The sequence below is a fragment of the Streptomyces sp. NPDC046925 genome, from assembly GCF_040644915.1.
In the GTDB taxonomy this organism is placed as follows: domain Bacteria; phylum Actinomycetota; class Actinomycetes; order Streptomycetales; family Streptomycetaceae; genus Streptomyces.
In genome coordinates this window covers 37607-63449 of record NZ_JBEYWZ010000012.1, presented here as the reverse complement: position 1 = coordinate 63449, position 25843 = coordinate 37607, and the positions used below count along the sequence as shown (strand labels likewise).

General features: G+C 70.7%; 20 protein-coding genes. 6 read left to right on the top strand and 14 right to left on the bottom strand.

The window, feature by feature from the left end; genetic code table 11:
* Window position 1 precedes the first annotated feature (1 nt).
* Complete coding sequence (locus ABZ906_RS35440) at window positions 2-709, top strand: nitroreductase family protein (protein ID WP_361389907.1); 708 nt, start codon at window positions 2-4, stop codon at window positions 707-709.
* Here ABZ906_RS35440 and ABZ906_RS35435 read toward each other — a convergent pair.
* On the bottom strand, window positions 688-1812 hold the full coding sequence (locus ABZ906_RS35435) for an alkene reductase (RefSeq protein ID WP_361389905.1): 1125 nt from the start codon (window positions 1810-1812) through the stop codon (window positions 688-690). The two genes, ABZ906_RS35440 and ABZ906_RS35435, sit on opposite strands and share 22 nt — an antisense overlap.
* A 57-nt stretch (window positions 1813-1869) precedes the next feature.
* Here ABZ906_RS35435 and ABZ906_RS35430 point away from each other — a divergent pair, with 57 nt between their 5' ends.
* On the top strand, window positions 1870-2229 hold the full coding sequence (locus tag ABZ906_RS35430) for a MerR family transcriptional regulator (RefSeq protein WP_361389903.1): 360 nt from the start codon (window positions 1870-1872) through the stop codon (window positions 2227-2229).
* Window positions 2230-2607: 378 nt separating this feature from the next.
* Here ABZ906_RS35430 and pruA read toward each other — a convergent pair whose 3' ends face one another.
* Window positions 2608-4239, bottom strand: coding sequence for an L-glutamate gamma-semialdehyde dehydrogenase (pruA, locus tag ABZ906_RS35425; RefSeq protein ID WP_361389901.1), 1632 nt, complete (start codon window positions 4237-4239; stop codon window positions 2608-2610).
* A 41-nt stretch (window positions 4240-4280) separates the two neighbouring features.
* Window positions 4281-5207: a proline dehydrogenase family protein gene (locus ABZ906_RS35420; protein WP_361389899.1), complete on the bottom strand. Its 927-nt coding sequence runs from the start codon at window positions 5205-5207 to the stop codon at window positions 4281-4283.
* 180 nt (window positions 5208-5387) lie between these two features.
* Between ABZ906_RS35420 and ABZ906_RS35415 the strand changes: the two genes are divergently transcribed.
* Entirely contained in the window at window positions 5388-6554 is a 1167-nt protein-coding gene (locus tag ABZ906_RS35415) for a helix-turn-helix domain-containing protein (RefSeq protein WP_361389897.1), read from the top strand.
* On the opposite strand, the gene ABZ906_RS35410 is transcribed toward ABZ906_RS35415, so the two are convergent.
* Window positions 6543-7175, bottom strand: coding sequence for a TetR/AcrR family transcriptional regulator (locus ABZ906_RS35410; RefSeq protein WP_361389895.1), 633 nt, complete (start codon window positions 7173-7175; stop codon window positions 6543-6545). The two genes, ABZ906_RS35415 and ABZ906_RS35410, sit on opposite strands and share 12 nt — an antisense overlap.
* A 97-nt stretch (window positions 7176-7272) precedes the next feature.
* Between ABZ906_RS35410 and ABZ906_RS35405 the strand changes: the two genes are divergently transcribed.
* Window positions 7273-8814: an MFS transporter gene (locus tag ABZ906_RS35405; RefSeq protein WP_361389893.1), complete on the top strand. Its 1542-nt coding sequence runs from the start codon at window positions 7273-7275 to the stop codon at window positions 8812-8814.
* 105 nt (window positions 8815-8919) lie between these two features.
* Here the strand turns inward: ABZ906_RS35405 and serA are convergent, their stop codons facing one another.
* The 6 genes from serA to ABZ906_RS35375 form a co-directional block, all read right to left on the bottom strand.
* Window positions 8920-10524, bottom strand: a complete 1605-nt coding sequence (serA, locus tag ABZ906_RS35400) for a phosphoglycerate dehydrogenase (RefSeq protein WP_361196556.1) — start codon at window positions 10522-10524, stop codon at window positions 8920-8922.
* Window positions 10525-10823: 299 nt separating this feature from the next.
* On the bottom strand, window positions 10824-11822 hold the full coding sequence (gene ilvC, locus ABZ906_RS35395) for a ketol-acid reductoisomerase (protein WP_361196559.1): 999 nt from the start codon (window positions 11820-11822) through the stop codon (window positions 10824-10826).
* Window positions 11823-11930: 108 nt separating this feature from the next.
* Window positions 11931-12458 carry an acetolactate synthase small subunit gene (ilvN, locus tag ABZ906_RS35390; RefSeq protein ID WP_361196562.1) on the bottom strand — a complete coding sequence of 176 codons (528 nt, stop codon included), beginning with the start codon at window positions 12456-12458 and terminating at the stop codon, window positions 11931-11933.
* A gap of 29 nt (window positions 12459-12487) precedes the next feature.
* Window positions 12488-14335 carry an acetolactate synthase large subunit gene (locus tag ABZ906_RS35385; RefSeq protein ID WP_361196565.1) on the bottom strand — a complete coding sequence of 616 codons (1848 nt, stop codon included), beginning with the start codon at window positions 14333-14335 and terminating at the stop codon, window positions 12488-12490.
* A 232-nt stretch (window positions 14336-14567) separates the two neighbouring features.
* Window positions 14568-17426: an EAL domain-containing protein gene (locus tag ABZ906_RS35380; RefSeq protein ID WP_361196923.1), complete on the bottom strand. Its 2859-nt coding sequence runs from the start codon at window positions 17424-17426 to the stop codon at window positions 14568-14570.
* A 466-nt stretch (window positions 17427-17892) separates the two neighbouring features.
* Window positions 17893-18846, bottom strand: coding sequence for a 2-hydroxyacid dehydrogenase (locus tag ABZ906_RS35375; RefSeq protein ID WP_361389891.1), 954 nt, complete (start codon window positions 18844-18846; stop codon window positions 17893-17895).
* A gap of 96 nt (window positions 18847-18942) precedes the next feature.
* Between ABZ906_RS35375 and ABZ906_RS35370 the strand changes: the two genes are divergently transcribed.
* Window positions 18943-19935 carry an aldo/keto reductase gene (locus ABZ906_RS35370; protein WP_361196571.1) on the top strand — a complete coding sequence of 331 codons (993 nt, stop codon included), beginning with the start codon at window positions 18943-18945 and terminating at the stop codon, window positions 19933-19935.
* An 88-nt stretch (window positions 19936-20023) separates the two neighbouring features.
* Window positions 20024-21190 carry a PQQ-dependent sugar dehydrogenase gene (locus tag ABZ906_RS35365; RefSeq protein WP_361389889.1) on the top strand — a complete coding sequence of 389 codons (1167 nt, stop codon included), beginning with the start codon at window positions 20024-20026 and terminating at the stop codon, window positions 21188-21190.
* 9 nt (window positions 21191-21199) lie between these two features.
* Here the strand turns inward: ABZ906_RS35365 and ABZ906_RS35360 are convergent, their stop codons facing one another.
* From ABZ906_RS35360 to ABZ906_RS35345, 4 genes are all read right to left on the bottom strand, one after another.
* Window positions 21200-21457: a DUF6191 domain-containing protein gene (locus ABZ906_RS35360; protein ID WP_361389887.1), complete on the bottom strand. Its 258-nt coding sequence runs from the start codon at window positions 21455-21457 to the stop codon at window positions 21200-21202.
* An 80-nt stretch (window positions 21458-21537) separates the two neighbouring features.
* Entirely contained in the window at window positions 21538-24639 is a 3102-nt protein-coding gene (locus ABZ906_RS35355) for an AAA family ATPase (RefSeq protein WP_361389885.1), read from the bottom strand.
* Between the two features lie 65 nt (window positions 24640-24704).
* Window positions 24705-24890 (bottom strand): hypothetical protein, encoded by a 186-nt coding sequence (locus ABZ906_RS35350; protein ID WP_361196579.1) that lies wholly within the window; start codon window positions 24888-24890, stop codon window positions 24705-24707.
* A 308-nt stretch (window positions 24891-25198) separates the two neighbouring features.
* Window positions 25199-25813 (bottom strand): hypothetical protein, encoded by a 615-nt coding sequence (locus ABZ906_RS35345; RefSeq protein ID WP_361389883.1) that lies wholly within the window; start codon window positions 25811-25813, stop codon window positions 25199-25201.
* Window positions 25814-25843: the final 30 nt, after the last annotated feature.

Sequence of the window (25843 nt, the reverse complement as noted above, 5' to 3'; positions counted from 1 at the left end):
CATGGCTGACGAGACCGCAGAACGGCCCTGGATCCCCATTCACGGCGAGCCGTACCGCTCCGTTCCCTACCGTCCCGAGCGCATGCCCGCGACCGAATCCCTCGCGCAGGCCGCCGAGTTGAGGACGCGGATGCAGGAGCGGCGTACGGTACGGCAGTTCGCGCCCGACCCCGTGCCCCCGCAGGTCGTGCGGGACGCCATCGCGTGCGCGGCGACGGCTCCGTCCGGCGCGCACCAGCAGCCGTGGACGTTCGTCCTCGTCCAGGACCCCGGGGTGCGCCGCCTGATCCGCGAGGCCGCGGAACACGAGGAGCAGATCTCGTACGACGGCCGTCTCGGCGAGGAGTGGCTCGCGGCGCTGCGTCCCCTCGGCACGGACGAGGTGAAGCCGCACCTGACGGACGCGCCCGCGCTCGTCGTCGTCTTCCAGCAGCGTTACTGGCTCGGCGACGACGGCACCAAGCACAAGCACTATTACGTCGACGAGTCGGTCGGCATCGCGGTGGGGATGCTGCTGTCCGCGCTGCACCTGTCGGGCCTCGCCGCGCTGATCCATACGCCGAGCCCGATGCGGTTCCTGTCGCAGGTCCTCGGCCGCCCCGAGAACGAGAAGGCGTTCGCGGTGATCCCCGTGGGCTATCCGGCGGCGGACTGCCGGGTCCCCGATCTCGTACGGAAATCGCTGGATCAGGTGCTGGTGGAGGTCTGAGCGGAGACCAACCGGCTCTCCAGCGAGGGGTAGTCGGTGTACCCCTCGGCTCCGTGGGTGTAGAGGTGCGCCGCGTCGATCTCCTGGAGCGGCGCGCCCGCCGCGAACCGCTCCGGCAGGTCGGGGTTGGAGATGAAGGCGCGCCCGTACGAGACGAGGTCCGCGAGTCCCTCGGCGAGTACCGCCTCTCCCGCCTCGCGGGTGGTCGGGTCACCGTTCTCGCCGACGTTGCCGATGAGGGTGCCGTGCCAGTGGGGGCGCAGGTCGGTGAGGGCGGGGTAGCTGTCGTTGTCGGTGAGGTGGAGGTAGGCGAGCCCGAGGCCGTCGATCTCGTCCAGGAGCGCGCGGTAGACGGGGCCGGGGTCCGCCTCCGCCATCCCGAACTGCGGGTTGCCCGGCGAGAGGCGCAGGCCCAGGCGCTCGGCGCCGATGGCGTCGGCGACGGCGCGGGTCACCTCGACGGCGAAGCGGATGCGGTCGGCGATCGAGTTACGGCCGTACGCGTCGTCGCGGAAGTTGGTGTTGTCGGCGAGGAACTGGTGGATCAGGTAACTGTTGGCGCCGTGCAACTCGACGCCGTCGAAGCCGGCGGCGATGGCGTTGCGCGCCGCGGTGACGTGGTCGCGCACGGCGGCGTGGATCTCGTCGACGGTCATGGCGCGCGGAACGACCGGGTCCGCCTTGCGGCCGCCGCTCACGTGCACACGGCCGGGGACGAGCACGGCGGAGGGTCCCGCGGGGAGATCACCGTCGATCCGCGCCAGGGGGTGGCCCTTGCGGCCTCCGTGCATGAGCTGGGCGTAGATCCGGCCACCGGCCTCGTGCACCGCCTCGGTCACCGCGCGCCAGCCCGCGATGTGCGCCGGGGTCTGCAGACCGGGGATCCGCCAGTCGCTCTGGCCACTGCTGGCGGGCCAGATGCCCTCGGTGACGATGAGGCCCGCGCTCGCGCGCTGGGCGTAGTGGTCGGCGACCACCGGCAGCGGGGTCCCGTCGTCGGTGGCGCGGTGGCGGCTCATGGGGGCCATCACGATGCGATTGGGCAGACGCAGGCCGTGGGCGGTGGGCGCGGAATACGGTGTGAGGAGCTTGATGTTCGTCATGCCGGAACGGTAGAAGCTGACACCGGTGTCAGATTCAAGTGCGGAGGTACGCGGGACATGAGAATCGGCGAGCTGGCGAAGCGTACCGCTGTGAGCGAGCGGTCCCTGCGCTACTACGAGAAGCAGGGCCTGCTGCACGCGGAGCGCACACCGGGCGGCCACCGCGACTACCCCGACTCGGCGGTGGACCGGGTCGTACACATCCAGGAGCTGTTCGCGGCGGGCCTGTGCAGCGCGAAGATCGTGCAGCTCCTGCCCTGCATGCGGGACAAGGACGGCGGCCCCTCGGAAACGGCCACGCCGTGGCTGGTGGAGGAGTTGTCGGTGGAGCGCGCCCGCATCGACGGAATGGTGGAGGAACTGCTGCGCGCCAGAGAGGTCCTGGACGAGGTCATCTCCGCGGCTGCGGGCAGCTGAGCGGGGGCGGGCCCGCCGCGGCCTGCTTTTCCCCCCGCCCCCCGCGTCCGCCCCCCGCACGGACAAGCCTTTCCCGCCCACCCACCCGTTTACCCCGCATCCACCCCCTGAACGAACAAGCTCCCCCATTCGGCCAGGACCGGACGCGGAGTACCGGGCGGGTGGGCGGGAAAGGCCCGTTCGGCAGGGAGTGGACGCAGGGTGCTGGGCGGGTGGGTGGGAGAGGCCGTTCGACCGCGACCCGACGCAGAGTGCCGGGCGGGTGGGTGGGAGAGGCCCGTTCGGCCACAGGAACCGCCACGAAAGCAACACCGCCCCCGGCCGGGGTGGGGCCCAGGCCGGGGGCGGGGTAGGGAGGGGCGCGAGGCCCGGGAGGGGCTAGCCCATGTGCGGGTAGCCGTACTCCGTCGGAGACACCAGGGTCTCCTTGATGGCACGGGTCAGCGTCCACCGCTGGAGGTTCTGCGGGGCGCCGGCCTTGTCGTTCGTACCGGAGGCGCGGCCACCGCCGAAGGGCTGCTGCCCGACAACGGCGCCGGTCGACTTGTCGTTGATGTAGAAGTTCCCCGCGGCGTAGCGCAGCTTCTCCATCGTGTACGCGGCAGCCGCCCGGTCACCGGCGATGACCGAACCGGTCAGGGCGTAGTCCGACGCCGACTCCATCTGGGTCAGCATCTCCTCGTACTTGTCGTCCTCGTAGACGTGGATCGCGAGGAACGGACCGAAGTACTCGGTGGTGAAGACCTCGTTGGCCGGGTCCGAGCACTCGACGACGGTCGGGCGCACGAAGTAGCCCACGGAGTCGTCGTACGTGCCGCCCGCGACGATCGTGCAGGTCGGGTCGGACGCCGCGCGGTCGATCGCCGCCTTGTTCTTGGCGAACGCGCGCTCGTCGATGACGGCGCCGATGAAGTTCGACAGGTCGGTGACGTCACCCATCTTGATGCCGTCGACCTCGGCCGCGAACTCCTCCTTGAAGCCGGAGTTCCAGATCGAGGCGGGGACGTACGCACGCGACGAGGCGCTGCACTTCTGGCCCTGGAACTCGAAGGAGCCACGGGTCAGCGCGGTCTTCAGGACGGCGCGGTCGGCGCTCGGGTGCGCGACGACGAAGTCCTTGCCGCCGGTCTCGCCGACGAGGCGCGGGTACGTGCGGTAGTTGGCGATGTTCTCGCCGACCGTCTTCCACAGGTGCTGGAAGGTCGGGGTCGAGCCGGTGAAGTGGATGCCCGCCAGATCGCGGTGGGTCAGGGCCACCTCGGAGACGGCGATGCCGTCACCGGTGACGAGGTTGATGACGCCCTTGGGCAGGCCCGCCTCCTCCAGGAGCTGCATGAGCAGCACGGCGGCGTGCGTCTGCGTCGGGGACGGCTTCCACACGACGACGTTGCCCATGAGGGCCGGGGCGGTCGGCAGGTTGCCCGCGATCGCGGTGAAGTTGAACGGCGTGATCGCGTAGACGAAGCCCTCGAGCGGGCGGTGGTCCAGACGGTTCCAGACACCGGTCGAGTTCGCCGGGGGCTGCTCGGCGAGCAGGTCACGGGCGTACTTGACGTTGAAGCGCCAGAAGTCGACGAGCTCACAGGGCGTGTCGATCTCGGCCTGCTGGGCGGTCTTGGACTGGCCGAGCATCGTCGAGGCGGCCATGGTCTCGCGCCACGTCGTGGAGAGCAGCTCGGCGGCGCGCAGGATGATCGCGGCGCGGTCGTCGAACGACATCGCGCGCCACGCCGGGGCGGCGGCGAGGGCGGCGTCCACGGCGTCCTGCGCGTCCTGCTTGGTGGCGCCGCGGCCGGTGCCGATGACGGCCTGGTGGTTGTGCGGCTGCACGACCTTGAAGGGCTCACCGCCACCGAGGCGCTTGACGCCGCCGATGGTCATCGGCAGCTCGATGGGGTTCTCGGAGAGCTCCTTGAGCTTCGTCTCGAGGCGGGCACGCTCCGGGGAACCGGGTGCGTAGCCGTGCACCGGCTCGTTGACCGGCGCGGGGACCTGGGTGACGGCGTCCATGAGTTCTCTATCTCCTTGGAGGGGGTCGGGGGAAAGGGAGCTCAGCCCTTGGTGAGGATGGAGCGTGCGAAGAAGAGCAGGTTGGCCGGCTTCTCCGCGAGGCGGCGCATGAAGTATCCGTACCAGTCGGTGCCGTAGGCGGTGTAGACGCGCATCCGGTGGCCCTCGGCCGCGAGCCGCAGGTGCTCGTCGCTGCGGATGCCGTACAGCATCTGGAATTCGTACTCGTCCAGTTTGCGCCCCGCGCGCCGTCCGAGCTCCTGTGCGATGGAGATCAGGCGCGGGTCGTGGGACCCGATCATCGGGTACCCGTCGCCCTCCATCAGGATGCGCATGATCCGCACGTACGCCTTGTCGATCTCCGCCTTGTCCTGGTACGCGACCTCGGCGGGCTCCTTGTAGGCGCCCTTCACGATGCGTACGCGGCTGCCGGCGGCGGCCAGGCGGCGGGCGTCGTCCTCGGTGCGGAAGAGGTAGGACTGGATGACGCAGCCGGTCTGCGGGAAGTCCTTCCGCAGCTCCTCGTGGATGGCGAACATCGAGTCGAGGGTGGTGTGGTCCTCGGCGTCCAGGGTGACCGTGGTGCCGATCGCGGCGGCCGCGATGACGACCGGGCGGACGTTGGCGAGGGCCAGCTCGTGGCCCCCTTCGAGCGCCTGGCCGAACATGGAGAGCTTCACGGACATCTCGGCCTTGGCGCCGAGCCCCAGGTCCTTGAGGCGCTCGATGAGCTCCAGATAGGCGTCGCGCGCGGCGGCGGCCTGCTCGGGCGTGGTGATGTCCTCGCCGACGACGTCGAGGGTGACCTCGAGGCCCTTGTCGGCGGCGTCCGTGATGATCGGTACGACCTGGTCCACGCTCTCACCGGCGATGAAGCGGTCGACGACCTGCTTGGTGCCCGGGGCCGCCGAAACGAATCGGCGCATCTGGTCGCTGCGCGACGCGGCGAGGATCACGGGACCCAGCACGGGCACCTCCACGGAGAGTAGATACGGGGCCGTACCTGGATATGCGTAACGAACCGGTACGGCACGGAGAACCACCGTGAAACTTAAGGATCCCGCCGATCCGGGGCCATCGACACCTGTCACGCATCCGTGCCCTGGATCTCATACATCTGTCTGAAGGTGGGGTCGAAGTACGTCAGAATGGACAGTGTGAAAGGTGATTACCAGGAACTCGTCGACGAGATCTCGGCGCTGCTCGGCGCCCCCGCGACGCTGGAGAACCGCGATTTCGAGCTGATCGCCTTCGGCGCGCACGACAGCGGCGACACCGATTTCGACGCGACGGCCCTCGACCCGGTGCGCACCCGCTCGATCCTCACGCGCCGCTCCACGGCGGAGGTCCGCACCTGGTTCGAGAGCTTCGGCATCACCCGGGCGACGACCCCGGTCCGCATTCCGCCCACGCCGGAGGCCGGCGTCCACCGCGGGCGGATCTGCCTTCCCGTACGGCATCGGGGGTTCGCCCTGGGTTACGTATGGCTGCTCGACGGCGATCCGGGGCCCACGGACGCCCAGCTGACCGCCGCCATGGAGGTGGCCGCCCGCATCGGCGCGCTGCTCGCCGACGAGGTGCAGGCGGGCGCCGATCTGACGCGCGAGTTCCGCGCCGTCCTGACCGCCGAGCGGGGCTGGCAGCGGGACATGGCCGTGGCCGATCTGCGTACGGCGCTCGGCCCGCGCGGCGAGGGCCTGCACGCGGTGGTCTGCGTGGCCCCATGGCCCTCGGCCGACCCGGACTCCGCCCCCTCGGTGCGTACGGTGCAGGGGGCCACCGCGCTGTGCACCGTGCCGTGGGGCACGGCGGGCCAGAGCCTCGCGGTCCTGGTCCGGCTGCGCTCGGCGGACGTGCCGACCCCGGCGGTGTCGGCGGCGACCCGGCTCCTGGAGACGGCGAGGGACGCGGCGGCGGGCATCGCGAGCGCCCGGCACGGCCTTGACGATCTCGGCACCGCCTGGTGGGAGGCGTCGACGGCGGCCCGCGCCGCCCGCGCCGAACCGCGCTTCGCCCCGGTGGCCCAGTGGTCGGAGGTGGGCCCCTACCGCCTGCTCACGTCACTGCCCCCGGAGGCCGCCGAGGACCCGGCGGCCCGCGCCCTGCTCTCCCCCGCCCACCGCGAACTGGCCCGCACCGCCGAGGTGTTCCTGGACTGCGCGGGCCAAGCGGGCCGCGCGGCAGCGGAGTTGGGCATCCACCGCCAGACGCTGTACTACCGCCTCTCCCGCGTGGAGCAGCTCACGACCCTGGACCTGGACGACGGCGAGGACCGCCTGCTCCTGCACATGCTCCTCAAGGCGTCACGGCTGTAGGCCACCACCGGCCCCAGCCCCGCTCCCGGCCCCGGAGGAGTCCCCGGAGGCCCGCCCCATCACGCGCCGCATCCCCTCGGTGAGCTGCTCGGCGGTGGTCGCCGACTCCGGGTCGAAGAGCCACTGCACCATCAGGCCGTTGAGCAGCGTCGTGTAGAAACGGCCCTCGGTCTCCACCACGTCGTCCGGGATGGCGCTCTCCTCGATCCCGGTGAACAGCGCGGCGAGCCCGCTGCGCCCCTCGCGCTGCGCCTTGACCAGGAGCTCACGGACACCGGCGAGACGCTCGCCCTGTGTGATGACCTCGAAGGTCAGCATCCAGATGGGGCGGGAGGCGGGAAACCCGCGCAGGATGTTCGACCAGACCTCCTCGAACCGCTCCAGCGAGCCGCTCTTGGCCCCGGTCTCCCCCGCGGGCGCCTCGTCGAAGCTGTCGCCGGCCTTGTCGACGAGGGCGACGAACGCCTCCACCAGCAGAGCGTCCTTCGAGCCGTAGTGATAGCCGATGGACGCCAGGTTCGTGCCCGACTCCTTCACGATGTCGCGGGCCGTCGTACGGACGAAGCCCTTCTCCAGCAGGCAGCGCTTGGCGCCTTCGAGCAGATCCTCACGGTGTCCCATACGGACAAGGCTACCCCCGATCCATACGAACGTCCCATACCCGCGTATTACACAGACGTACTAGACAAGCGTTTAATACACTCGTACAGTCCTGTCCATGACGAACTCGACGCACGAACAAGCGAATTCGGCGGTCCCGGAGCGCGCGGGCCGCAAGGAGTGGACCGCGCTCGTGGTCCTGATGCTGCCGCTGCTCCTGGTCTCGATGGACGTCTCCGTCCTCTACTTCGCGGTCCCCGCGATCAGCGCCGACCTCGCGCCCAGCGGCACCCAGCAGCTGTGGATCTTCGACATCTACGCGTTCGTGCTCGCGGGGCTCCTCATGACGATGGGCTCGCTCGGCGACCGCATCGGCCGCCGCAAGCTGCTCATGTTCGGCGCCCTCGCCTTCGGCGCCGCCTCCCTCACCGCCGCCTACGCGGGCAGCGCCGAACTGCTCATCGCGGCCCGCGCGGTACTCGGCATCGGCGGCGCGACCCTGATGCCGTCCACGATGGCCCTCGTCCGCACGATGTTCCGCGACGCGGGGCAGCGCGCGAAGGCCATCGGCATCTGGTCCGGCGTGATGGTCGCCGGTGTCGCGCTCGGCTCGGTGATGAGCGGCGTCCTCGTCGAGCACTTCTGGTGGGGCTCGGTCTTCCTGGTCAACCTGCCCGCGATGGTGCTGCTCCTGCTCCTCGCCCCGGTCCTCATCCCCGAGTCCAAGGACCCGGAGCCGGGCCGCTTCGACCTGCTGAGCGTGCCGCTGTCCATGGCCGCGGTGCTGCCCCTCGTCTACGGCGTCAAGGAGATCGCAGCCGAGGGACTCGAACCCGCGTACGTCGCTTCGCTCGCCGTCGGACTCGTCTTCACCGCCCTGTTCGTGCACCGCCAGCGCACCACGGAGTCCCCGCTGATCTCCCCCGCCCTGTTCCGTGGCCGCGGGTTCGCCCCGGCGGTGTTGCTGAACCTGGTCGCGTCCCTGGCGATGATGGGCTCGGCGTACTTCACCACGCAGTATCTGCAGTCGGTACTCGGCAAGAGCGCGCTCGAAGCCGCGCTGTGGGCCCTGCTGCCCTCGGTCCCCATCGGCTTCGCCGCGCCCGTCGCCACGGCCCTCGTGCAGCGCGGGGTGAACCGCGCCTCCGTCGTGGCCACCGGCTTCGTCGTCTCGGCGAGCGGGTTCGGTCTCCTGACCCTGACCGGCACCGACGCGCTGTGGACCGTCCTCGCCTCGGCCGCTCTCCTCGCCTGCGGCGCCGTGATCATCGGCTCGCAACTCACCGACCTGGCCCTCGGCTCGGCCCCGGCCGAGAAGGCGGGCGCCGCCTCCTCGCTCCTGGAGACGGGCCAGGAGTTCGGCGGCGCACTCGGCATGGCACTGCTCGGCTCCATCGGCAACGCGGTCTACCGGGGCGAGATCCCGGACACGGCCCCGGCAGAGGCCCGCGAAACGTTGGGCGGCGCGCTCGCGGTGGCCCGAGAGATGCCGGACAAGGCTGCCTCCGCCATGACCGACGCAGCCCGGGAGGCGTTCACCAGCGGCATGCAGGTGGCGGCGCTCGCGGGGGCGGCGGTGCTGATCGCCTCGGCGGTGGTGGCGGCGACGACACTGCGCCGGATCAAGCCGGCGGAGGAACCGGCGAAGGTCCTGGCCTGAATCCACAAGCCAAACGCCGGACGGGCTGGAGAGATCCAGCCTGTCCGGCGTTTGAGGACGAACTCGGCGGAGCCGGTGATGAACCGGCGACCGAGACGCGGGGTACTAGTCGGTGAGGTTCACCGCGCGAGCGGACTCCGCACCGATCTCCGCGGCCAGTTCGTTGAGCACCGACTGCGGCACCGAGTCGTCGACGGTGAGCACGGCGAGCGCCTCTCCGCCCACGTCGGCACGAGCGACCTGCATGCCGCCGATGTTGATGCCCGCCTCGCCGAGGACACGGCCGACGGTGCCGACGACACCGGGACGGTCCGCGTACCGCAGGACGACCATGTGGTCGGCGAGCGCGAGGTCCACGTCGTACTCACCGATGGCGACGATCTTCTGGAGGTGCTTGGGTCCGGCCAGCGTGCCGGAGACCGAGACCTCCTCGCCGCCGGTCAGCGTGCCGCGCACGGTGACGACGTTGCGGTGGTCCGGGGACTCCGAGCTCGTGGTGAGGCGGACCTCGACGCCGCGCTCCTGGGCGAAGAGGGGCGCGTTCACGTACGACACGGTCTCGTCGACGACGTCCTCGAACACACCCTTCAGGGCGGAGAGTTCGAGCACCTTCACGTCGTGCTGGGTGATCTCGCCGTACACCTCGACGTCGAGCCGCGCGGCGACCTCGCCGACGAGGGCGGTGAAGATCCGGCCGAGCTTCTCGGCGAGCGGCAGACCGGGGCGTACGTCCTCGGCGATGACACCGCCCTGGACGTTCACCGCGTCCGGGACCAGCTCACCGGCGAGGGCCAGGCGCACCGACTTGGCGACGGCGATACCGGCCTTCTCCTGTGCCTCGTCCGTGGAGGCGCCGAGGTGCGGGGTGCAGACGACCTGGTCGAACTGGAAGAGCGGGGAGTCCGTGCAGGGCTCCTTCGCGTACACGTCCAGACCGGCGCCCGCGACGCGGCCTTCCTTCAGCGCGGAGTACAGCGCCTCCTCGTCGACGATCCCGCCGCGCGCGGCGTTCACGATACGGACGGCGGGCTTCACCTTGTGCAGGGCGTCGTCGCCGATCAGACCGACCGTCTCGGGGGTCTTGGGCAGGTGCACGGTGATGAAGTCGGAGACCTCGAGCAGCTCGTCGAGCGTGAGGACCTTGACGCCCATCTGCGCGGCGCGCGCGGGCTGTACGTACGGGTCGTACGCGACGACCTTCATGCCGAACGCGCTCATGCGCTGCGCGACGAGCGCGCCGATGCGGCCGAGGCCGACGACACCGAGGGTCTTCTCGGCGAGCTCGACGCCCGTGTACTTGGAGCGCTTCCACTCGCCGGCCTTCAGGGCCTGGCTGCCCTGGGGGATGTTGCGGGCGGTGGCGATGAGCAGGCCACAGGCGAGCTCGGCGGCGGTGACGATGTTCGAGGTGGGGGCGTTCACCACCATGACGCCGGCCTTGGTGGCGGCGGACACGTCCACGTTGTCCAGGCCGACGCCCGCGCGGGCGACGACCTTCAGCTTCTTGGCGGCCGCGATGGCCTCGGCGTCGACCTTGGTCGCGGAGCGGACCAGAATCGCGTCGACGTCGGCGATGGCGGGCAGCAACTCGGCGCGGTCCGCGCCGTTGCACTGACGGATCTCGAAGTCCGGGCCCAAGGCGTCGACAGTTGCGGGCGACAGCTCTTCAGCGATGAGTACGACCGGTTTGCCGTTGGCAGCAGTGCTCACGTGAGTCCTCACAAGTCCAATGCGGACGGCCGTCCCGACGGCCGCATGCGGTGGAGGGGAGCGGCACCGGGGCGTGCCTGCCCTCCTCGGTGTCGCTTAGCCGCGTGGAAGACGCACGACGCTGTGGGCCTGACGCGAATGTTGACAGCAGTGTAGTGGCGTCCTGACGGGTGTCTTACGCCTCGGTGGAAGGATCACCCGTCCGTGGCTGGACGGGGTGGACAACGAGATCGTCCGCTGTCCCTCCGGGGATGGACAAGAGGGCCGGGACTGCGGTCCCGGCCCTCACGCCCTGCGGCTTACGCCTCTTCGTTCACCCACGACATGAGCTTGCGGAGCTCCTTGCCGGTGGTCTCCAGGAGGTGGTTCTCGTCCTGGGTCTTGTACTCGTTGTACTTCTTCAGACCGCCGTGGTACTCGTCCATCCAGTTCTTGGCGAACGTGCCGTCCTGGATCTCGGTGAGGACCTTCTTCATCTCGGCCTTGGTGGCGTCCGTGATGATCCGCGGGCCGGTGACGTAGTCGCCCCACTCGGCGGTCTCGGAGATCGACCAGCGCATCTTCTCCAGGCCGCCCTCGTACATGAGGTCGACGATGAGCTTCAGCTCGTGGAGGCACTCGAAGTACGCGATCTCCGGCTGGTAGCCGGCCTCGGTCAGCGTCTCGAAGCCCGCCTTGACCAGCGCCGCGGTGCCACCGCAGAGCACGGCCTGCTCACCGAACAGGTCGGTCTCGGTCTCCTCGGTGAAGGTCGTCTTGATGACGCCCGCACGCGTGCCGCCGATGCCCTTGGCGTACGAGAGAGCCAGCGCGAAGCCCTTGCCGGTCGCGTCCTGCTCGACGGCCGCGATACACGGAACGCCGCGGCCCTCCTCGTACTGGCGGCGGACCAGGTGGCCCGGGCCCTTGGGGGCGACCATGCAGACGTCGACGCCCTCGGGGGCCTTGATGAAGCCGAAGCGGATGTTCAGGCCGTGACCGAAGAACAGCGCGTCGCCGTCCTTGAGGTTGTCCTTGATGGACTCCTCGTAGACCTGGGCCTGGATCGGGTCCGGGACCAGGATCATGATGACGTCGGCCTCGGCGGCGGCCTCCGAGGGAGTCACCACGCGCAGGCCCTGCTCCTCGGCCTTGGCCTTGGACTTGGAGCCCTCGTGCAGACCGACGCGGACGTCGACACCCGAGTCACGGAGCGACAGCGCGTGGGCGTGGCCCTGGCTGCCGTATCCGATGACCGCGACCTTGCGGCCCTGGATGATGGACAGGTCGGCGTCGTCGTCGTAGAACAGCTCGGCCACTGGAAATCTCCTATGTGTGCGGTGTTGCGACCCACCGTACGGCGGGCGGGGGAAGAAAGTTTTCAGGTCTCGCCATACGGGCGGGACCGACGGCTCGGTCAGGCTTGTTCAGGCCGAGCGGTCGAGCGCCCGCAGGCTGCGGTCCGTGATGGAGCGGGAGCCGCGGCCGATGGCGATGGTGCCGGACTGGACGAGCTCCTTGATGCCGAAGGGCTCCAGCATCTTGAGCATCGCCTCCAGCTTGTCGCTGGAGCCTGTGGCCTCGATGGTGACCGCCTCGGGCGAGACGTCCACGGTCTTGGCGCGGAACAGCTGGACGATCTCGACGATCTGCGAGCGCGTCTCGTTGTCGGCGCGGACCTTGGCGAGGACCAGTTCGCGGCCCACGGCGGCGGCCGGCTCCAGTTCGACGATCTTCAGGACGTTGACGAGCTTGTTGAGCTGCTTGGTGACCTGTTCGAGCGGCAGGTCCTCGACGTTCACGACGATGGTGATGCGTGAGATGTCGGGGTGCTCGGTGACGCCCACGGCCAGGGAGTCGATGTTGAAGCCGCGGCGGGAGAACAGGGCGGTGATCCGGGCGAGGACACCGGGCTTGTTCTCGACCAGGACGGAGAGCGTGTGCTTGGTGGACATGACTCGTGGTCTCTCTTTCGCTCTCGGTCTCAGTCGTCTTCGTTGTCGCCGAAGTCGGGGCGGACCCCGCGGGCGGCCATGACCTCGTCGTTCGAGGTGCCGGCGGCGACCATCGGCCACACCTGGGCGTCCTCGTGGACGATGAAGTCGACCACGACGGGGCGGTCGTTGATGGCGTTGGCCTCGGCGATGACCTTGTCGAGGTCCTCGGGGCGCTCGCAGCGCAGCGCCACGCAGCCCATGGCCTCCGACAGCTTCACGAAGTCCGGGACGCGGGTGCCCTTGTTGGGGCCGACGTCCTCGGGACCGCTGTGCAGCACGGTGTTGGAGTAGCGCTGGTTGTAGAACAGCGTCTGCCACTGGCGGACCATGCCGAGGGCGCCGTTGTTGATGATGGCGACCTTGATCGGGATGTTGTTCAGGGCGCAGGTGGTGAGTTCCTGATTGGTCATCTGGAAGCAGCCGTCGCCGTCGATCGCCCAGACCGTGCGGTCCGGCTGACCGGCCTTGGCGCCCATCGCGGCCGGGACCGCGTACCCCATCGTGCCCGCGCCGCCGGAGTTGAGCCAGGTGGCGGGCTTCTCGTACTCGATGAAGTGGGCGGCCCACATCTGGTGCTGGCCGACGCCCGCGGCGAAGATCGTGCCCTCCGGGGCGAGCTGCCCGACGCGCTCGATGACGTGCTGCGGGGAGAGCGAACCGTCCTCGGGCTGGGTGTAGCCGAGGGGGTAGGTGTCGCGCCAGCGGTTGAGGTCGGCCCACCAGGCGCTGTAGTCGCCCCGGACGCCCGCGGTGTGCTCGGCCTGGACGGCCTGGATCAGGTCCGCGATGACCTCGCGGGCGTCTCCGACGATCGGCACGTCCGCGGCGCGGTTCTTGCCGATCTCGGCCGGGTCGATGTCGGCGTGGACGATCTTCGCGAAGGGCGCGAAGCTGTCCAGCTTGCCGGTGACGCGGTCGTCGAAGCGGGCTCCGAGGGCGACGATCAGGTCGGCCTTCTGCAGCGCGGTGACGGCGGTGACCGCTCCGTGCATGCCCGGCATTCCCACGTGCAGCTCGTGACTGTCGGGGAATGCGCCGAGCGCCATCAGTGTGGTGGTGACGGGCGCTCCGGTGAGTTCTGCGAGGACCTTCAGCTCGGCGGTGGCGTGGGCCTTGATGACGCCGCCGCCGACGTAGAGGACGGGCCGCTTCGCGGCGGTGATCAGCTTCGCGGCCTCGCGGATCTGCTTGGCGTGCGGCTTGGTCACCGGGCGGTAGCCGGGCAGGTCCTGGGTGGGCGGCCACTGGAAGGTGGTCTGCGCCTGGAGTGCGTCCTTGGCGATGTCGACCAGGACGGGGCCCGGACGGCCGGTGGAGGCGATGTGGAAGGCCTCCGCGATCGTCGCCGGGATGTCCTCGGCCTTGGTGACCAGGAAGTTGTGCTTGGTGATCGGCATCGTGATGCCGACGATGTCCGCCTCCTGGAAGGCGTCCGTGCCGATCGCCTTGGAGGCCACCTGGCCGGTGATCGCGACCATGGGGACGGAGTCCATGTGGGCGTCGGCGATCGGCGTGACGAGGTTGGTCGCACCGGGACCACTGGTCGCCATGCACACGCCGACCTTGCCGGTGGCCTGCGCGTAACCGGTGGCCGCGTGTCCCGCGCCCTGCTCGTGGCGGACCAGGACGTGACGGACGCGGGTGGAGTCCATCATCGGGTCGTACGCGGGAAGGATGGCACCGCCGGGAATGCCGAATACCGTGTCGGCCCCGACTTCCTCGAGAGAACGAATGAGGGACTGCGCGCCCGTGACGTGCTCGACGGGGGCGGACTGCTGTCCTGAGGATCGGGGCCGCGGCTGCGGATGGTGGGCCCCGGTGGCCTGCTCGGTCATCGGCATTCTCTTCTCGAAGCTGAGGGTTTTTGCGGGGTTTTTGCGGTGATTTGGCAGGTGCCTGTGCAACAAAAAACCCCTCGTGCCGTGAGGCAAGCGAGGGGAGCGCGTCGGAGCGGTTGCGGGATTCCGGTCGTCGGACCGGTGAGTCCCAGCTTCAGCCGACGCGCTTTCCAAGTACGAGAATTCGGGTGCGCATGGCATTGACCCTCTCCCCAGCGCACAGTGCCTGTCAAGTAGGTGGGACGGGGGTCTCATTATGTGAGCGGAGGAAGGACTCCACACCTCCCCCGAACCCCACCGGAGGAGCGCCCGCGAGAACCGGCTCCACGGGCCCGAGCGGCACCGGGTACTCACCGAGCGAAAGGGCACGGCGCAGGCGGTACTCGTCGAGTGGCCCGGAGAACGCCATGCCCTGCCCGTGCGTGCAGCCCATCGCGCGCAGGGCGATGACCTGCTCCGGCCGGTCGACGCCGTCGGCCACCGAGCGCAGCCCCAGATCGGTGGCGATGCGCAGCAGACCGGCGGTGATTTTGTGCAGCCGCGCGGACTCGACGACGCCCTCGACGAGACTCCGGTCCAGTTTCAGTACGTCGACGGGCAGCCGCCGCAGTGCGGTGATGGCGGCATAGCCGCTCCCGAAGCCGTCCAGGGCGATGCGCACCCCGAGCCTGCGCAGGGAGGTGAGGCGGCGCTCCAGATCGTCGAGCGGAACGCGGGGGTCGCTGTCGGCCAGCTCGATGATGAGCGCCCCGGAGGGCAGGCCGTACCGCGTCAGGAGTGCCTCGATGGAGCCCAGGGGCATGGAGCGGTCCAGGAGGCGCCGCGCACCGATCCGGACGGCCACGGGCGTCGCGTGCCCCGTACGCCCCCGCTCGGCGGCTTGCTGGACGGCTTCCTCCATCATCCAGCGGCCCAGCTCGGCCGTGCGGGCGCTTTCCTGGGCGTCCGAGGCGTCGGCGACGCGCAGGAACTCGGCGGGCGTGAAGAGGATGCCCTGGGCCGAGCGCCAGCGTGCCTGGGCGGCGACGGACGTGATGCGCCCGTCGTCAAGGGAGACCACCGGCTGGTGGAGCAGGGCGAACTCGCCGTCATGCAGCGCGGTGCGCAGCCGGGTCGCCAGCTCGGCCTTGCGGACGACGTCGGCCTGCATCTGGGGGGCGTACAGCTCTACGCGCCCCTTGCCCGCGGCTTTGGCGCGGTACATCGCGAGGTCGGCGTTGCGGAGCAACTCGCCCGCTCCGATGCCCGGTTCGGCGAAGGCCACGCCGATGGACGCCGCCACGCGCACGTCGTTTCCGCCGATCGCGTAGGGCTGGGAGAGGGCGATTCTGAGACGGTCGGCCAGTTCATAGATGTGCTGCTCGCGTGCGGCCTGGTCGCGGGTGCCGTCACCCACGATCAGCGCGGCGAATTCGTCGCCGCCAAGCCGGGCCGCGCAATCCCCGGACCTGACGGCCTCCTGAAGGCGGCGGGCCGCCTGGATCAGGAGCTCGTCTCCCGCCTGATGGCCGATGGTGTCGTTGACCGCCTTGAAGCCGTCCAGGTCGATGAAGAGCACGGCCGTGCCCCGGTCGGTGACTCTGCGGCCGGTGAGCGCCTGGCCGACCTTCCGGGTGAACAGGGCGCGGTTGGGCAGGTCGGTGAGCGGGTCGTGCTCGGCGTTGTGCTGCAACTGCGCCTGGAGTCTGACCCGTTCGGTGACGTCGCGGCTGTTGAAGATGAGGCCGCCCTGGTGGCGGTTGACCGTGGACTCGACGTTGAGCCAGTCGCCGTCGCCGGACTTGAAGCGGCACTCGATGCGGGTCGTGGGCTCCTCGACGGGGTTCGCGGTGAGGAATCTTCGGACCTCGTGCACCACCCGGCCCAGGTCCTCGGGGTGCATGAGCGAGGCCAGTTCGGAACCCATGAGGTCTTCGGCCTCGCGGCCGTACACCCCGTAGGCGGCCGGGCTCACGTAGTGGAGTATGCCGTTCGGGGCGGCGATCATGATCACGTCGCTGGAACCCTGCACCAGGGAGCGGAAGTGGTTCTCCTTCTGGGCCAGTTCCTGGGTGAGGGTGATGTTGTCCAGGAGCATGATGCCCTGGCGCACCACGAGGGCGAGCACGACCGTGCCCGCGGTGAAGAGCACGACTTCGTCCACGCTGCGGCCGCTGAGCACGTTGTAGAGAATCCCCAACGTGCAGACGGCGGCGGCGAGATACGGCGTGAGCGCGGCGATGGATCCGGCGATCGGCCGGGTGGGCGCGGCGCGCACGCCCTTGGGGGCGCCGTCGGGCTCTTCGCGCCCCGGCTGCGCGTCGTCCGCGTGCTTGTGCCAGGGCACGGCCCAGGGGGCGTACGCCAGGAGCAGTGATCCCGCGAACCAGCCCGCGTCCAGCATCTGCCCCGAGCGGTAACTGGCGTGCAGCAGGGGCGAGGTGAACATCGCGTCGCACATGACGGTCAGCGCGAGGGCGCCGATCGCCGTGTTCACCGCCGTGCGATTGGCGGAGGATCTTCTGAAGTGCAGCGCGAGGACCATGCTGACCAGCGCGATGTCGAGAAGCGGATAGGCGAGCGAGAGCGCGGCGTGCGCGACGCTCTGGCCCTCGAACTGCGCCGTGTGCGCGAGCGCCAGGCTCCAGGAGAGCGTGAGCAGCGAGCCGCCGATGAGCCAGGAGTCGAGCGCCAGGCAGACCCAACCGGCCTTGGTCACCGGTCGCTTGGCGAGCACGAGGAGGCCGATGATGGCGGGCGGCGCGAAGCAGAGGAAGAACAGGTCGGCGAGGCCCGGACTGGGCACCGGCTGTTCGAGAACGACTTCGTACCAGCCCCATACGCCGTTGCCCAGGGCCGCCATCGCGGAGGAGAGCGCGAAGAGCAGCCAGGCGGGTCGAAAGCGGCTGCGACGGGTGCGGGAGTAGCGGAAGCAGGAGACCGCGGCCGCCGCGGCGGCGATGCTCAGACCGAAGTCGCCCATGATCAGGGCGGCTCGGGTCGAGCCCCAGCCGAGCGCGGCCCCGGTGGCATATCCGCCGCAGACCACGAGGAGCGCGATCTGCGAGGCCAGGCTGACCCCGCCGCCGGGGGCGGGGCGCCGGGCCATGGGTGCTCCGGGCGGCATCGGCGCCGTCAGGCCGCCGCCGCCCTCCAGGGCGGTGGCGGGTGACGGACGGGTGCTCACCGGGCCGCCCTGGTCCGTACCGCCCCTGTGCCCGTCCGCCTCCCGTGACTGGTCGGCTTCGGGATTGCGTGTGCCCGACCATCGCGCGCGCGGCTGCGGGCCGGCGTCCGTGAGAGTCGCCGTCGGCAGCCTCGCTGCGTCGGTTCGTTCGCCCATTGGCCGTACATCGCCCGTCGCCCCCCTAGCGTCTGATGCCTCGTCCCCGGCGCCGAAAGGGTCCACGGCGCATCCCCTGTCGGGACGATACACCAGTCTCGTCACTCAGGGACATAGCTTCTGTACGCTCAGTGACGGCTGACGGTGGCTCGGACACGGGGTGCGCACGCGCGGGTGCGCAGCGTGCTCGAACGATCCCTGGCCGATTGCGACTTCGTGCGCTACTCGGTCGTCAGGACCCGGTCGTCAGTACGACGTTCCCGAGGGGTTCCCCGGCGGCGTAACGGGTCAGCTGCGCGGCGAGCAGGCGTTTGGCGCGCGGCAGGAAGGCGGACGTCGATCCGCCCACGTGCGGGCTGATGAGCACTCCAGGAGCCTGCCACAGGGGGTGACCTGCGGGCAGCGGTTCCGGATCGGTGACGTCCAGGGCAGCCGTGATCCGGCCGTTCTCCAGTTCGGCCAGGAGCGCCTTGGTGTCGACGACGGGGCCGCGGGCGACGTTCACGAGGAGGGCGCCGTCCTTCATGCGGGCGAGGAAGTCGGCGTTCACCAGGCCACGGGTGGTGTCGGTGAGGGGCGTGGAGAGGATGACCACATCGGCTTCGGGCAGCAGCGCCGGCAATTCGGCGAGCGGGTGCACGGGGCCGCGCTCCGTGGCACGGGCGGAGCGCGCGACGCGCGCCACCCGCGCGCACTCGAAGGGGACGAGCCGGTCCTCGATGGCGGAACCGATCGATCCGTAGCCCACGATCAGCACGGACTTGTCGGCGAGCGCCGGATAGAACCCGGACCGCCACTCCTCCTGCCGCTGTCCTTCGACGAACCGGGGGATGCCGCGCAGGGACGCGAGGACCAGGGCAAGGGCAAGCTCGGCGGTGCTGGCCTCGTGCACGCCCTTGGCGTTGCACAACTGCACGCCGGGCGCCAGGTATTTGAGCCCCGACTGCACGTGATCGATGCCCGCGGTGAGGGTCTGTACGGCGCGTACGGACGTCATTGCGGGCAGCGGTCGTACGGAGGTCTCCGCGCCCTTCAGGTAGGGCACCACGTAGAACACGCAGTCGGCAGGGTCCGCGGGGAAGTCCGGGCCACCGTCCCAGTAGCGGTAGTTGAGCCCGGCGTCGGCCGCCGGGGGCAGGCCTTCGATCTCGTCCGCGGCATAGGGGAGCCATACGTCTGTCGTCATGGTCAGGAGGCTAATGCGCGGAGGCCGAACGCCACGCGAGGGGAGGCAGAGGTTACGTTGGGGGCCGCTCTGACAGAGGTGGGAGGGCACGGCCAGGTGGACCGCAGGACGATCGGCGCGGCAGCGCTCGGGGTGGGTGCGGTCGGGCTCGGCTGCATGCCGATGAGCTGGGCGTACACCGGCTCGCGGCAGCGGGGCGAGGAGTCGCTGCGCACCGTGCACGCCGCGCTCGACGCGGGCTCGACCCTGCTGGACACGGCGGACATGTACGGGCCTTTCACGAACGAGCTGCTCGTGGGTCGGGCGCTGAAGGAGCGGCGGGCCGAGGCCTTCGTGTCCACCAAGTGCGGGCTCCTGGTGGGCGAGCAGCACATCGTCGCCAACGGCCGCCCCGCCTACGTGAAGCGGGCCTGCGACGCCTCTCTGCGGCGGTTGCAGACCGAGACGATCGACCTGTACCAGCTGCACCGCGCCGATCCCGAGGTGCCCGTCGAGGAGACCTGGGGCGCGATGGCCGAACTCGTCGCCGCGGGGAAGGTGCGGGCGCTCGGCCTGTGCGCGGTGGGGGCCCGTGCCTCGCGGCGCGAGGGCAGGGGGCTGCACGAGGGGACGGTGCGGCAGTTGGAGCGGCTCCAGCAGGTCTTTCCGGTGAGCACGGTGGAGGCCGAGCTGTCGGTGTGGTCGCGGGAGGCCCTGGAGACGCTGCTGCCGTGGTGTGCGGCGCGCGGGGTCGGCTTTCTGGCGGCGATGCCCCTGGGGAATGGTTTCCTCACCGGGACGCTGACGCCGGGGCAGGGCTTCGAGCCGGACGACGTGCGGGCCCGGCATCCCCGTTTCACCGCCGAGATGATGGCGGCCAACCAGCCGCTGGTGGTGGGCCTGCGCCGGGTGGCCGAGCGGCACGGTGCGACGCCCGCGCAGGTGGCGCTCGCGTGGGTGCTCGCGCAGGGCCGTGACGTGGTGCCGATCCCCGGGGCCAAGCGGGAGCGCTGGGCGGTGGAGAACGCGGGGGCGGCGTCCGTGCGGCTCACCGGGGCGGATCTGGCGGAGATCGAGGCGCTGCCGTCGGCGATGGGCTCGTGGGACTGACGCGCGCGTCGGTGGCGCCGGATGGGGAACCTGTGGGGACCGAGCGGTGTATGAACAGGAGAAGCGCTGCGTCGAAGGGAACCAGATCGTGCAACGACCCGCTGTAACAGCCGCATTGGCTGCCGCCGCCCTAGTGCTCACGGCCGGTTGCTCGTCCGGCTCCTCGGACGCGCCGGACAACGGAAAGAGCGCCGAGTCGAGCCCCGCCCCCTCGGACAAGACGTCCACGGGCAAGCCGCGCGCCGGCGACGCCCCGCCGGAGAAGGGGTCGGCGAAGGTCACGAAGACGCTGGCCGAGAACCTGAAGTCGCCCTGGGGCCTCGCGCCGCTCCCCAGCGGGGACCTGCTGGTGTCGTCACGCGACGAGGGGACCATCACCCGCGTCGACGGCGAGACGGGCAAGAAGACCGAACTGGGCTCGGTCCCCGGCGTCTCCCCCGCGGGCGAGGGCGGCCTGATGGGCCTTGCGCTCTCCCCTTCGTACGCCTCGGACCACATGGTCTACGCGTACTTCACCACCGAGTCGGACAACCGCGTCGCCCGCATGCTGTACGACGAGAAGAAGCCGTCCGGCCAGCAGCTCGGCGCGCCCGACACGGTCTTCAAGGGCATCCCCAAGGGCACGATCCACAACGGCGGCCGGATCGCCTTCGGCCCGGACAAGATGCTGTACGCGGGCACGGGCGAGACGGGTGAGACGGGCCTGGCCCAGGACAAGAAGTCGCTCGGCGGCAAGATCCTGCGCCTGACCCCGGACGGCGACCCGGCCCCCGGCAACCCGTTCGACGACTCCCCCGTCTATTCGTACGGCCACCGCAATGTGCAGGGCCTGGCCTGGGACGAGGAGAAGCGGCTCTGGGCGGCGGAATTCGGCCAGGACACCTGGGACGAACTGAACGAGATCAAGGCAGGCGACAACTACGGCTGGCCGGAAGTCGAGGGCAAGGGCAGCCAAGAGGGCTTCCACGACCCGGTGGCCCAGTGGAAGACCTCGGAGGCCTCGCCCAGCGGCATCGCCTATGCCGAGGGCTCGGTCTGGATGGCGGGCCTGCGCGGCGAGCGGCTGTGGCGCATTGCGGTGCGCGGCGTGGACGGCACCCCAAAGCCCCAGTCGTTCCTGAAGGAGGAGCACGGCCGCTTGCGCACGGTCGTCGCGGCGGGCGGCGACAAGCTGTGGCTGGTGACGAGCGAGACGGACTCCCGTGGCACCCCGGAGAAGGGGGACGACAAGATCCTCGAGGTGACGGTGAAGTAGGGCGGAGGGCTACTTTCCGGGCGACGGCGTGGCCGGGGGCTCGGGCCCCTCGTCCGCCTCGCGCACGGGCTCTTCCCTCGCGGCGTCCGGCCCTGGTTCCGTCGTCGCCTGCTGCGGCACCCTCACCACCACCTTGCCGGAGGTGAGGTCTATCGGGCCGCGGCCGGGGTCACCGTCGGCCACGTCGACGCGGCTCAGTTCGAGCCGCTTCTGCTCGTCGTGCGTGTGTTTGCGGCCCGGCTGAAAAAGCTCGATCGGGTTGAACACTGCGCCTCCTGGCGGCCGAGTTCCTCTCTCCCAGCGTAAGCGAGTGGCCGCGAAAGCCACCGGGGGCCAAAAGGCGCAGGTCAGCCGGTGGACCGTGCGCGCTCGGCGGGGAAGAGGCGCAGGCGGTGGGCCAGGGCCGCCGCCTCGCCCCGGCCGGCGACGCCCAGCTTGGCGAGGATGTTGGAGACGTGGACGCTCGCCGTCTTCGGTGAGATGAAGAGTTCCTCGGCTATCTGGCGGTTGGAGCGGCCCGCGGCGACGCGGCGGAGCACGTCCCGCTCCCGGCTGGTGAGGCCGAGCGCCTCGGCCGGGTCGACCGGGGTGAGGCGGGTGCTCGCGGTGTCGCCGGTGTTCAGGGAGAGGCGGGCCCGGCGGGCGAGCTCCGCGACGGCTTCGGCGAGCGGCCGGGATCCGAGGCGCTCGGCGGTCTCGCCGGCCTGGCGCAGCAGACCGGCGGCGCGCTCACGATCCGCTTCGGCGTCCGATCCGGCGGCGGCGGTGGCGAGGAGGGATTCGGCCAGACGCAGGCGGGTGCGGGCGAGGTCGTAGGGGCGGTCGAGCGGTTCGAAGGCGGTGACCGCGGCGGACCAGTCGGCGGGGGTGTCGCGGTCCTCGGCGCGCAGCAGTTCGGCGCGTACCCACTTCTCGTGGGCGCCCCAGACCGGCACGGGCGACGGGAGGCTCCTGGCGGCTCGCCGGATGCTCTCGATGGCCTCGGGCCTGCCGGGTTCGGCGGCGGGCAGGCCGCGCGCGTCGGCTTCGGAGGTCGCGGCGGTGCGCAGCAGGGGCCAGGTGTAGCGCTGGGTGCCGGGCGGGAAGCCGTTGGCCAGGGCCTGTTCGAGTTCGGCGCGCGCGGCTGCGACACCGGCCGCGCGGTCGGGGTCGGCCGCCGCGATGCCGAGGGCGGCGGTGATCATGGGCAGGCTGTACTGCGGCATGAGGTCGTGCGTGCCGTGGTAGCCGTGGGCCGCGCTCACCAGTGCGGCGGCTTCGGCCCGGTCGCCGCGGCCGAGGGCGACCGCGGCGAGCTGCACGGCCACGTTCCCCCGCGTTTTGACGCTCAGCGCGCCGCGGCGGGCCGCCTCGGAAGCATCGACCGCCTCGTCCCACCGGCCGAGGGACACCAGGGTCTCCGCCTTGTTGACCTGGATCCAGCTCTCGGTGTCCGTGAGCCCGTACTTGCGGCAGAGTGCGAGGCCTTGGTCGCTGACCTGCAAGGACTCCAGGGAGCGGCCCGCGCCTTCGAGCGCGGAGGGCAGGTTGACGTGGATGTGCGGGATCCGGGAGACCAGGCCGGGCGGCGCCACGCACCGGTCCCTGACCGCGTACATCTCCGCGAACCCGTGTTCGACGTCGCCCGCGTCGACCAGGAGGCCGCCGAGGATGAGCCGGGCGTTGAGCTCGATCTCCTCGGCCTTGACCATCCGGGCGTACTCGACGGCGCGCTGGGCCGCGGCCAGCGTCTCCTCGCCGGGGTTGTGGAGCATGCCCCAGGAGGCGACGTTGGTGAGCACCTCGGCGTGCACCTCGGACGGCGGGAGTCCGCGGACCAGTTCCTGCGCGGTGGCGATCTCCGCCCAGCCGTCACCGCGGGCGAGCGACGAGATCAGCCGGGAGCGCTGGATCCAGAACCAGGCCGCGCGCAGCGGGTCGTGTCCGTCCTCCAGCTCGCGCAGCGCACGCTTGGTGATCTTCAGGGCGCGCTCGCGCTCACCGCAGAGGCGTCCGGCGACGGCGGCCTCCGCCATGAGGTCGAGGTAGTTCAGCGGGGCTTCTTCGTCGCCGCAGGGCGGATAGACCTCGGCGTAGTCGAGGGGGCGCAGTTCGAGGCGTACGTCTTCGGGGGCGCCGTCCCACAGCTCCATGGCCCGTTCGAGGAGGCGCAGTTGTTCGGAGTACGCGTAGCGGCGGCGGGCCTCGACGGATGCCCGCAGGACGGCGGGGAGCGCCTTGGCCGCGTCGTGCGCGTGGTACCAGTAGCTGGCGAGGCGAGTGGCGCGCTGGTCGTCGGGGACCAGGGAAGGGTCGGCCTCCAGGGCGGTGGCGAACCGGCGGCTGATCCGGGAGCGTTCACCGGGCAGCAGGTCGTCGCCGACGGCCTCGCGCACCAGGGAGTGCCGGAAGCGGTAGCCGTCGCCGTCGGGTGACGGCAGCAGGATATTGGCGCCGACGGCGGCCCGCAGCGCCTCGATCAGGTGGTCCTCCGACAGTCCCGCGACCGCGGCGAGCAGCGGATACTCCACGGTCGAGCCGCCCTCGGCGACGATCTTGGCGACCCGCTGGCTGTCCTCGGGCAGCTCCTCGACGCGGACGAGGAGCAGATCGCGCAGGGAGTCGGTGAGGCTCGCGCAGCTGCCGCCGTGCGAGGCGACCGCGAGTTCCTCGACGAAGAAGGCGTTGCCGTCCGAGCGCTCGAAGACGTCGTCCACCAGGGACTGCGCGGGCTCGGCGCTGAGGATTCCGGCCATCTGGCGGGCGACTTCGCCCTTGCTGAAGCGGGCGAGTTCGATGCGCCGCACCGTGCGCAGGCGGTCGAGTTCGGCGATGAGCGGGCGCAGCGGGTGGCGGCGGTGGATGTCGTCGGCGCGGTAGGTGGCGACGACGACGAGGTGGCCGCTGCGCAGGGTGCGGAAGAGGTAGGACAGGAGGTGGCGGGTCGAGGCGTCGGCCCAGTGCAGGTCCTCCAGGGCGACGACCACCGGGCGGTCGCGGGCGAGCCGTTCCAGGAGGCGGACGGTCAGCTCGAAGAGGCGGGCCATGCCTTCCTCGTCGTGCTGGGCGTCGGTGCCCCGGCGGCGCTGCGGCGCCTCGCCCAGTTCGGGCAGGAGCCGGGCGAGCTCGCCCTCCTGGTCCGCTGCCGCCGCGTCCAGCTCTTCGGGGAGCTGGCGGCGCAGGGAGCGCAGGGCGCTGGAGAAGGGGGCGAAGGGCAGGCCTTCCGCGCCGATCTCGACGCAGCCGCCGAGCGCGACGACGGCGCCCTCGGCGCGGGCCGCCGCGGTGAACTCCTCGATGAGGCGCGTCTTGCCGACGCCCGCCTCGCCGCCGAGCAGCAACGCCTGCGGCTCGCCCGTGCCGGGGGCGGTTCCCCTGGCACGGGCGAGTGCGTCGTTCAGTACGCCCAGTTCGTCGGAGCGGCCGACGAACACGGGGCTTACGGACCTGGTCTCCACAGCGGTGAGCATCGCACAGGGTGCGTGCCCGGTGGCAGCGGATATCCCGGTCGCCCCCGCGGACGCCGCCGTTCCCATCAGGCGGCCCGGGTGAAGCGGAGCTTCCGCTGGGCCGTGCTCACCCGCCCTCCGGTTTCGTGGCGGGCCGAACGGCGCTCGCGGCGGGCCGCCTTGGCCTCCCTGACCTCCCGCAGGAGGCGGCGGCGGTCGGCCTCACGGGCGAGGTCGGCGGCGCGGAGCTGGTGCATTTCGTACTCAAACATGAGAACTCCCTGGCTTCTGCCGTGCGGCGTGGGGCTCCGGATTCCGGTTTCGGATTCCGGCTTCGCTGTCCGTGATCCGCTGTTCGCGGCTCCCGTCTTGCGATGCCTCTACTTTCGTCCGCCAGGGAGGGTCGGCACATCGGGAGAGTGCCGCATCTTGAGGGGGTGGGGGGCCTTAGGCGGGCGGCAGGGTGCCTTAGCTCCTGCCGCCCGCCTAAGGCCCCTTACGTACGAAAGCGCCGGCGGGGCCGATGTTCCAGCCCCGACGGCGCTCTGAGTACCTTGTCCGGCGTGTACCCCGCCTGTCGTCAACTCGCGGACGGCAGTCCGTAGATCAGGTCCGAGTACTTGGCGATGGCGAGCAGCAGGCCGATGACGCCGAGGGCGACACCCGCCCAGGCCACCGACTTGATCCACGACGCCTGCACCTGGTCGGGCGCGCCGAACGCGGGCCGGACCAGGACGATGAACCCGACGACCAGCGCGGCGAGCGCGAAAGCGCCGGCGATCAGGGCCGTGACCTGCCAGGAGTCGCCGTACATGGCCTGGATCTGGTCGGCGACGCTCGCCGACTGCTTGGTCTCGAGCTGCCCGACGATGTTCGAGCGGGCCGCGGCGACCGTGCCGAGCCAGCCGCCGGAGAGGCCGATCACACCGAGGGCGGCGGAGACGACGGCCGCGGCACCCTGGAACACGCCACCGGACTTGGCCGGAGCGACCTCTTCGACGACGACGAGCTCATCGGCGTCGTCGTCGGCGTCGTGGTCGGCTGCCTGGTCGGCCGGGACGGAGTCCTCGACGTCGGCGGTCTTCTCCGCCTTGACGGTCTCCACCCGGGTGTCGTCCTTGGTGTCCGCGGCCTCCGGCTCTGCGGGCTTCGCGGCCGCCTTGGCCGCGGCTTCGTCCTCTGTCTTAGTTCCCATGCTCCGCACCGTACGGACGGAGTCTGAGAG

Coding starts and splice junctions, on each gene's coding strand:
- ABZ906_RS35410 (WP_361389895.1), bottom strand. CDS start 7,175: ATGGGACACCGTGAGGATCTGCTCGAAGGCGCCAAGCGCTGCCTGCTG.
- pruA (WP_361389901.1), bottom strand. CDS start 4,239: ATGGACGCCGTCACCCAGGTCCCCGCGCCGGTCAACGAGCCGGTGCAC.
- ABZ906_RS35405 (WP_361389893.1), top strand. CDS start 7,273: ATGACGAACTCGACGCACGAACAAGCGAATTCGGCGGTCCCGGAGCGC.
- ABZ906_RS35375 (WP_361389891.1), bottom strand. CDS start 18,846: ATGACGACAGACGTATGGCTCCCCTATGCCGCGGACGAGATCGAAGGC.
- ABZ906_RS35355 (WP_361389885.1), bottom strand. CDS start 24,639: ATGCTCACCGCTGTGGAGACCAGGTCCGTAAGCCCCGTGTTCGTCGGC.
- ABZ906_RS35415 (WP_361389897.1), top strand. CDS start 5,388: ATGGACAGTGTGAAAGGTGATTACCAGGAACTCGTCGACGAGATCTCG.
- ABZ906_RS35430 (WP_361389903.1), top strand. CDS start 1,870: ATGAGAATCGGCGAGCTGGCGAAGCGTACCGCTGTGAGCGAGCGGTCC.
- ABZ906_RS35350 (WP_361196579.1), bottom strand. CDS start 24,890: ATGTTTGAGTACGAAATGCACCAGCTCCGCGCCGCCGACCTCGCCCGT.
- ABZ906_RS35385 (WP_361196565.1), bottom strand. CDS start 14,335: ATGACCGAGCAGGCCACCGGGGCCCACCATCCGCAGCCGCGGCCCCGA.
- ABZ906_RS35380 (WP_361196923.1), bottom strand. CDS start 17,426: ATGGCCCGGCGCCCCGCCCCCGGCGGCGGGGTCAGCCTGGCCTCGCAG.
- ilvN (WP_361196562.1), bottom strand. CDS start 12,458: ATGTCCACCAAGCACACGCTCTCCGTCCTGGTCGAGAACAAGCCCGGT.
- ABZ906_RS35435 (WP_361389905.1), bottom strand. CDS start 1,812: ATGACGAACATCAAGCTCCTCACACCGTATTCCGCGCCCACCGCCCAC.
- ABZ906_RS35345 (WP_361389883.1), bottom strand. CDS start 25,813: ATGGGAACTAAGACAGAGGACGAAGCCGCGGCCAAGGCGGCCGCGAAG.
- ABZ906_RS35440 (WP_361389907.1), top strand. CDS start 2: ATGGCTGACGAGACCGCAGAACGGCCCTGGATCCCCATTCACGGCGAG.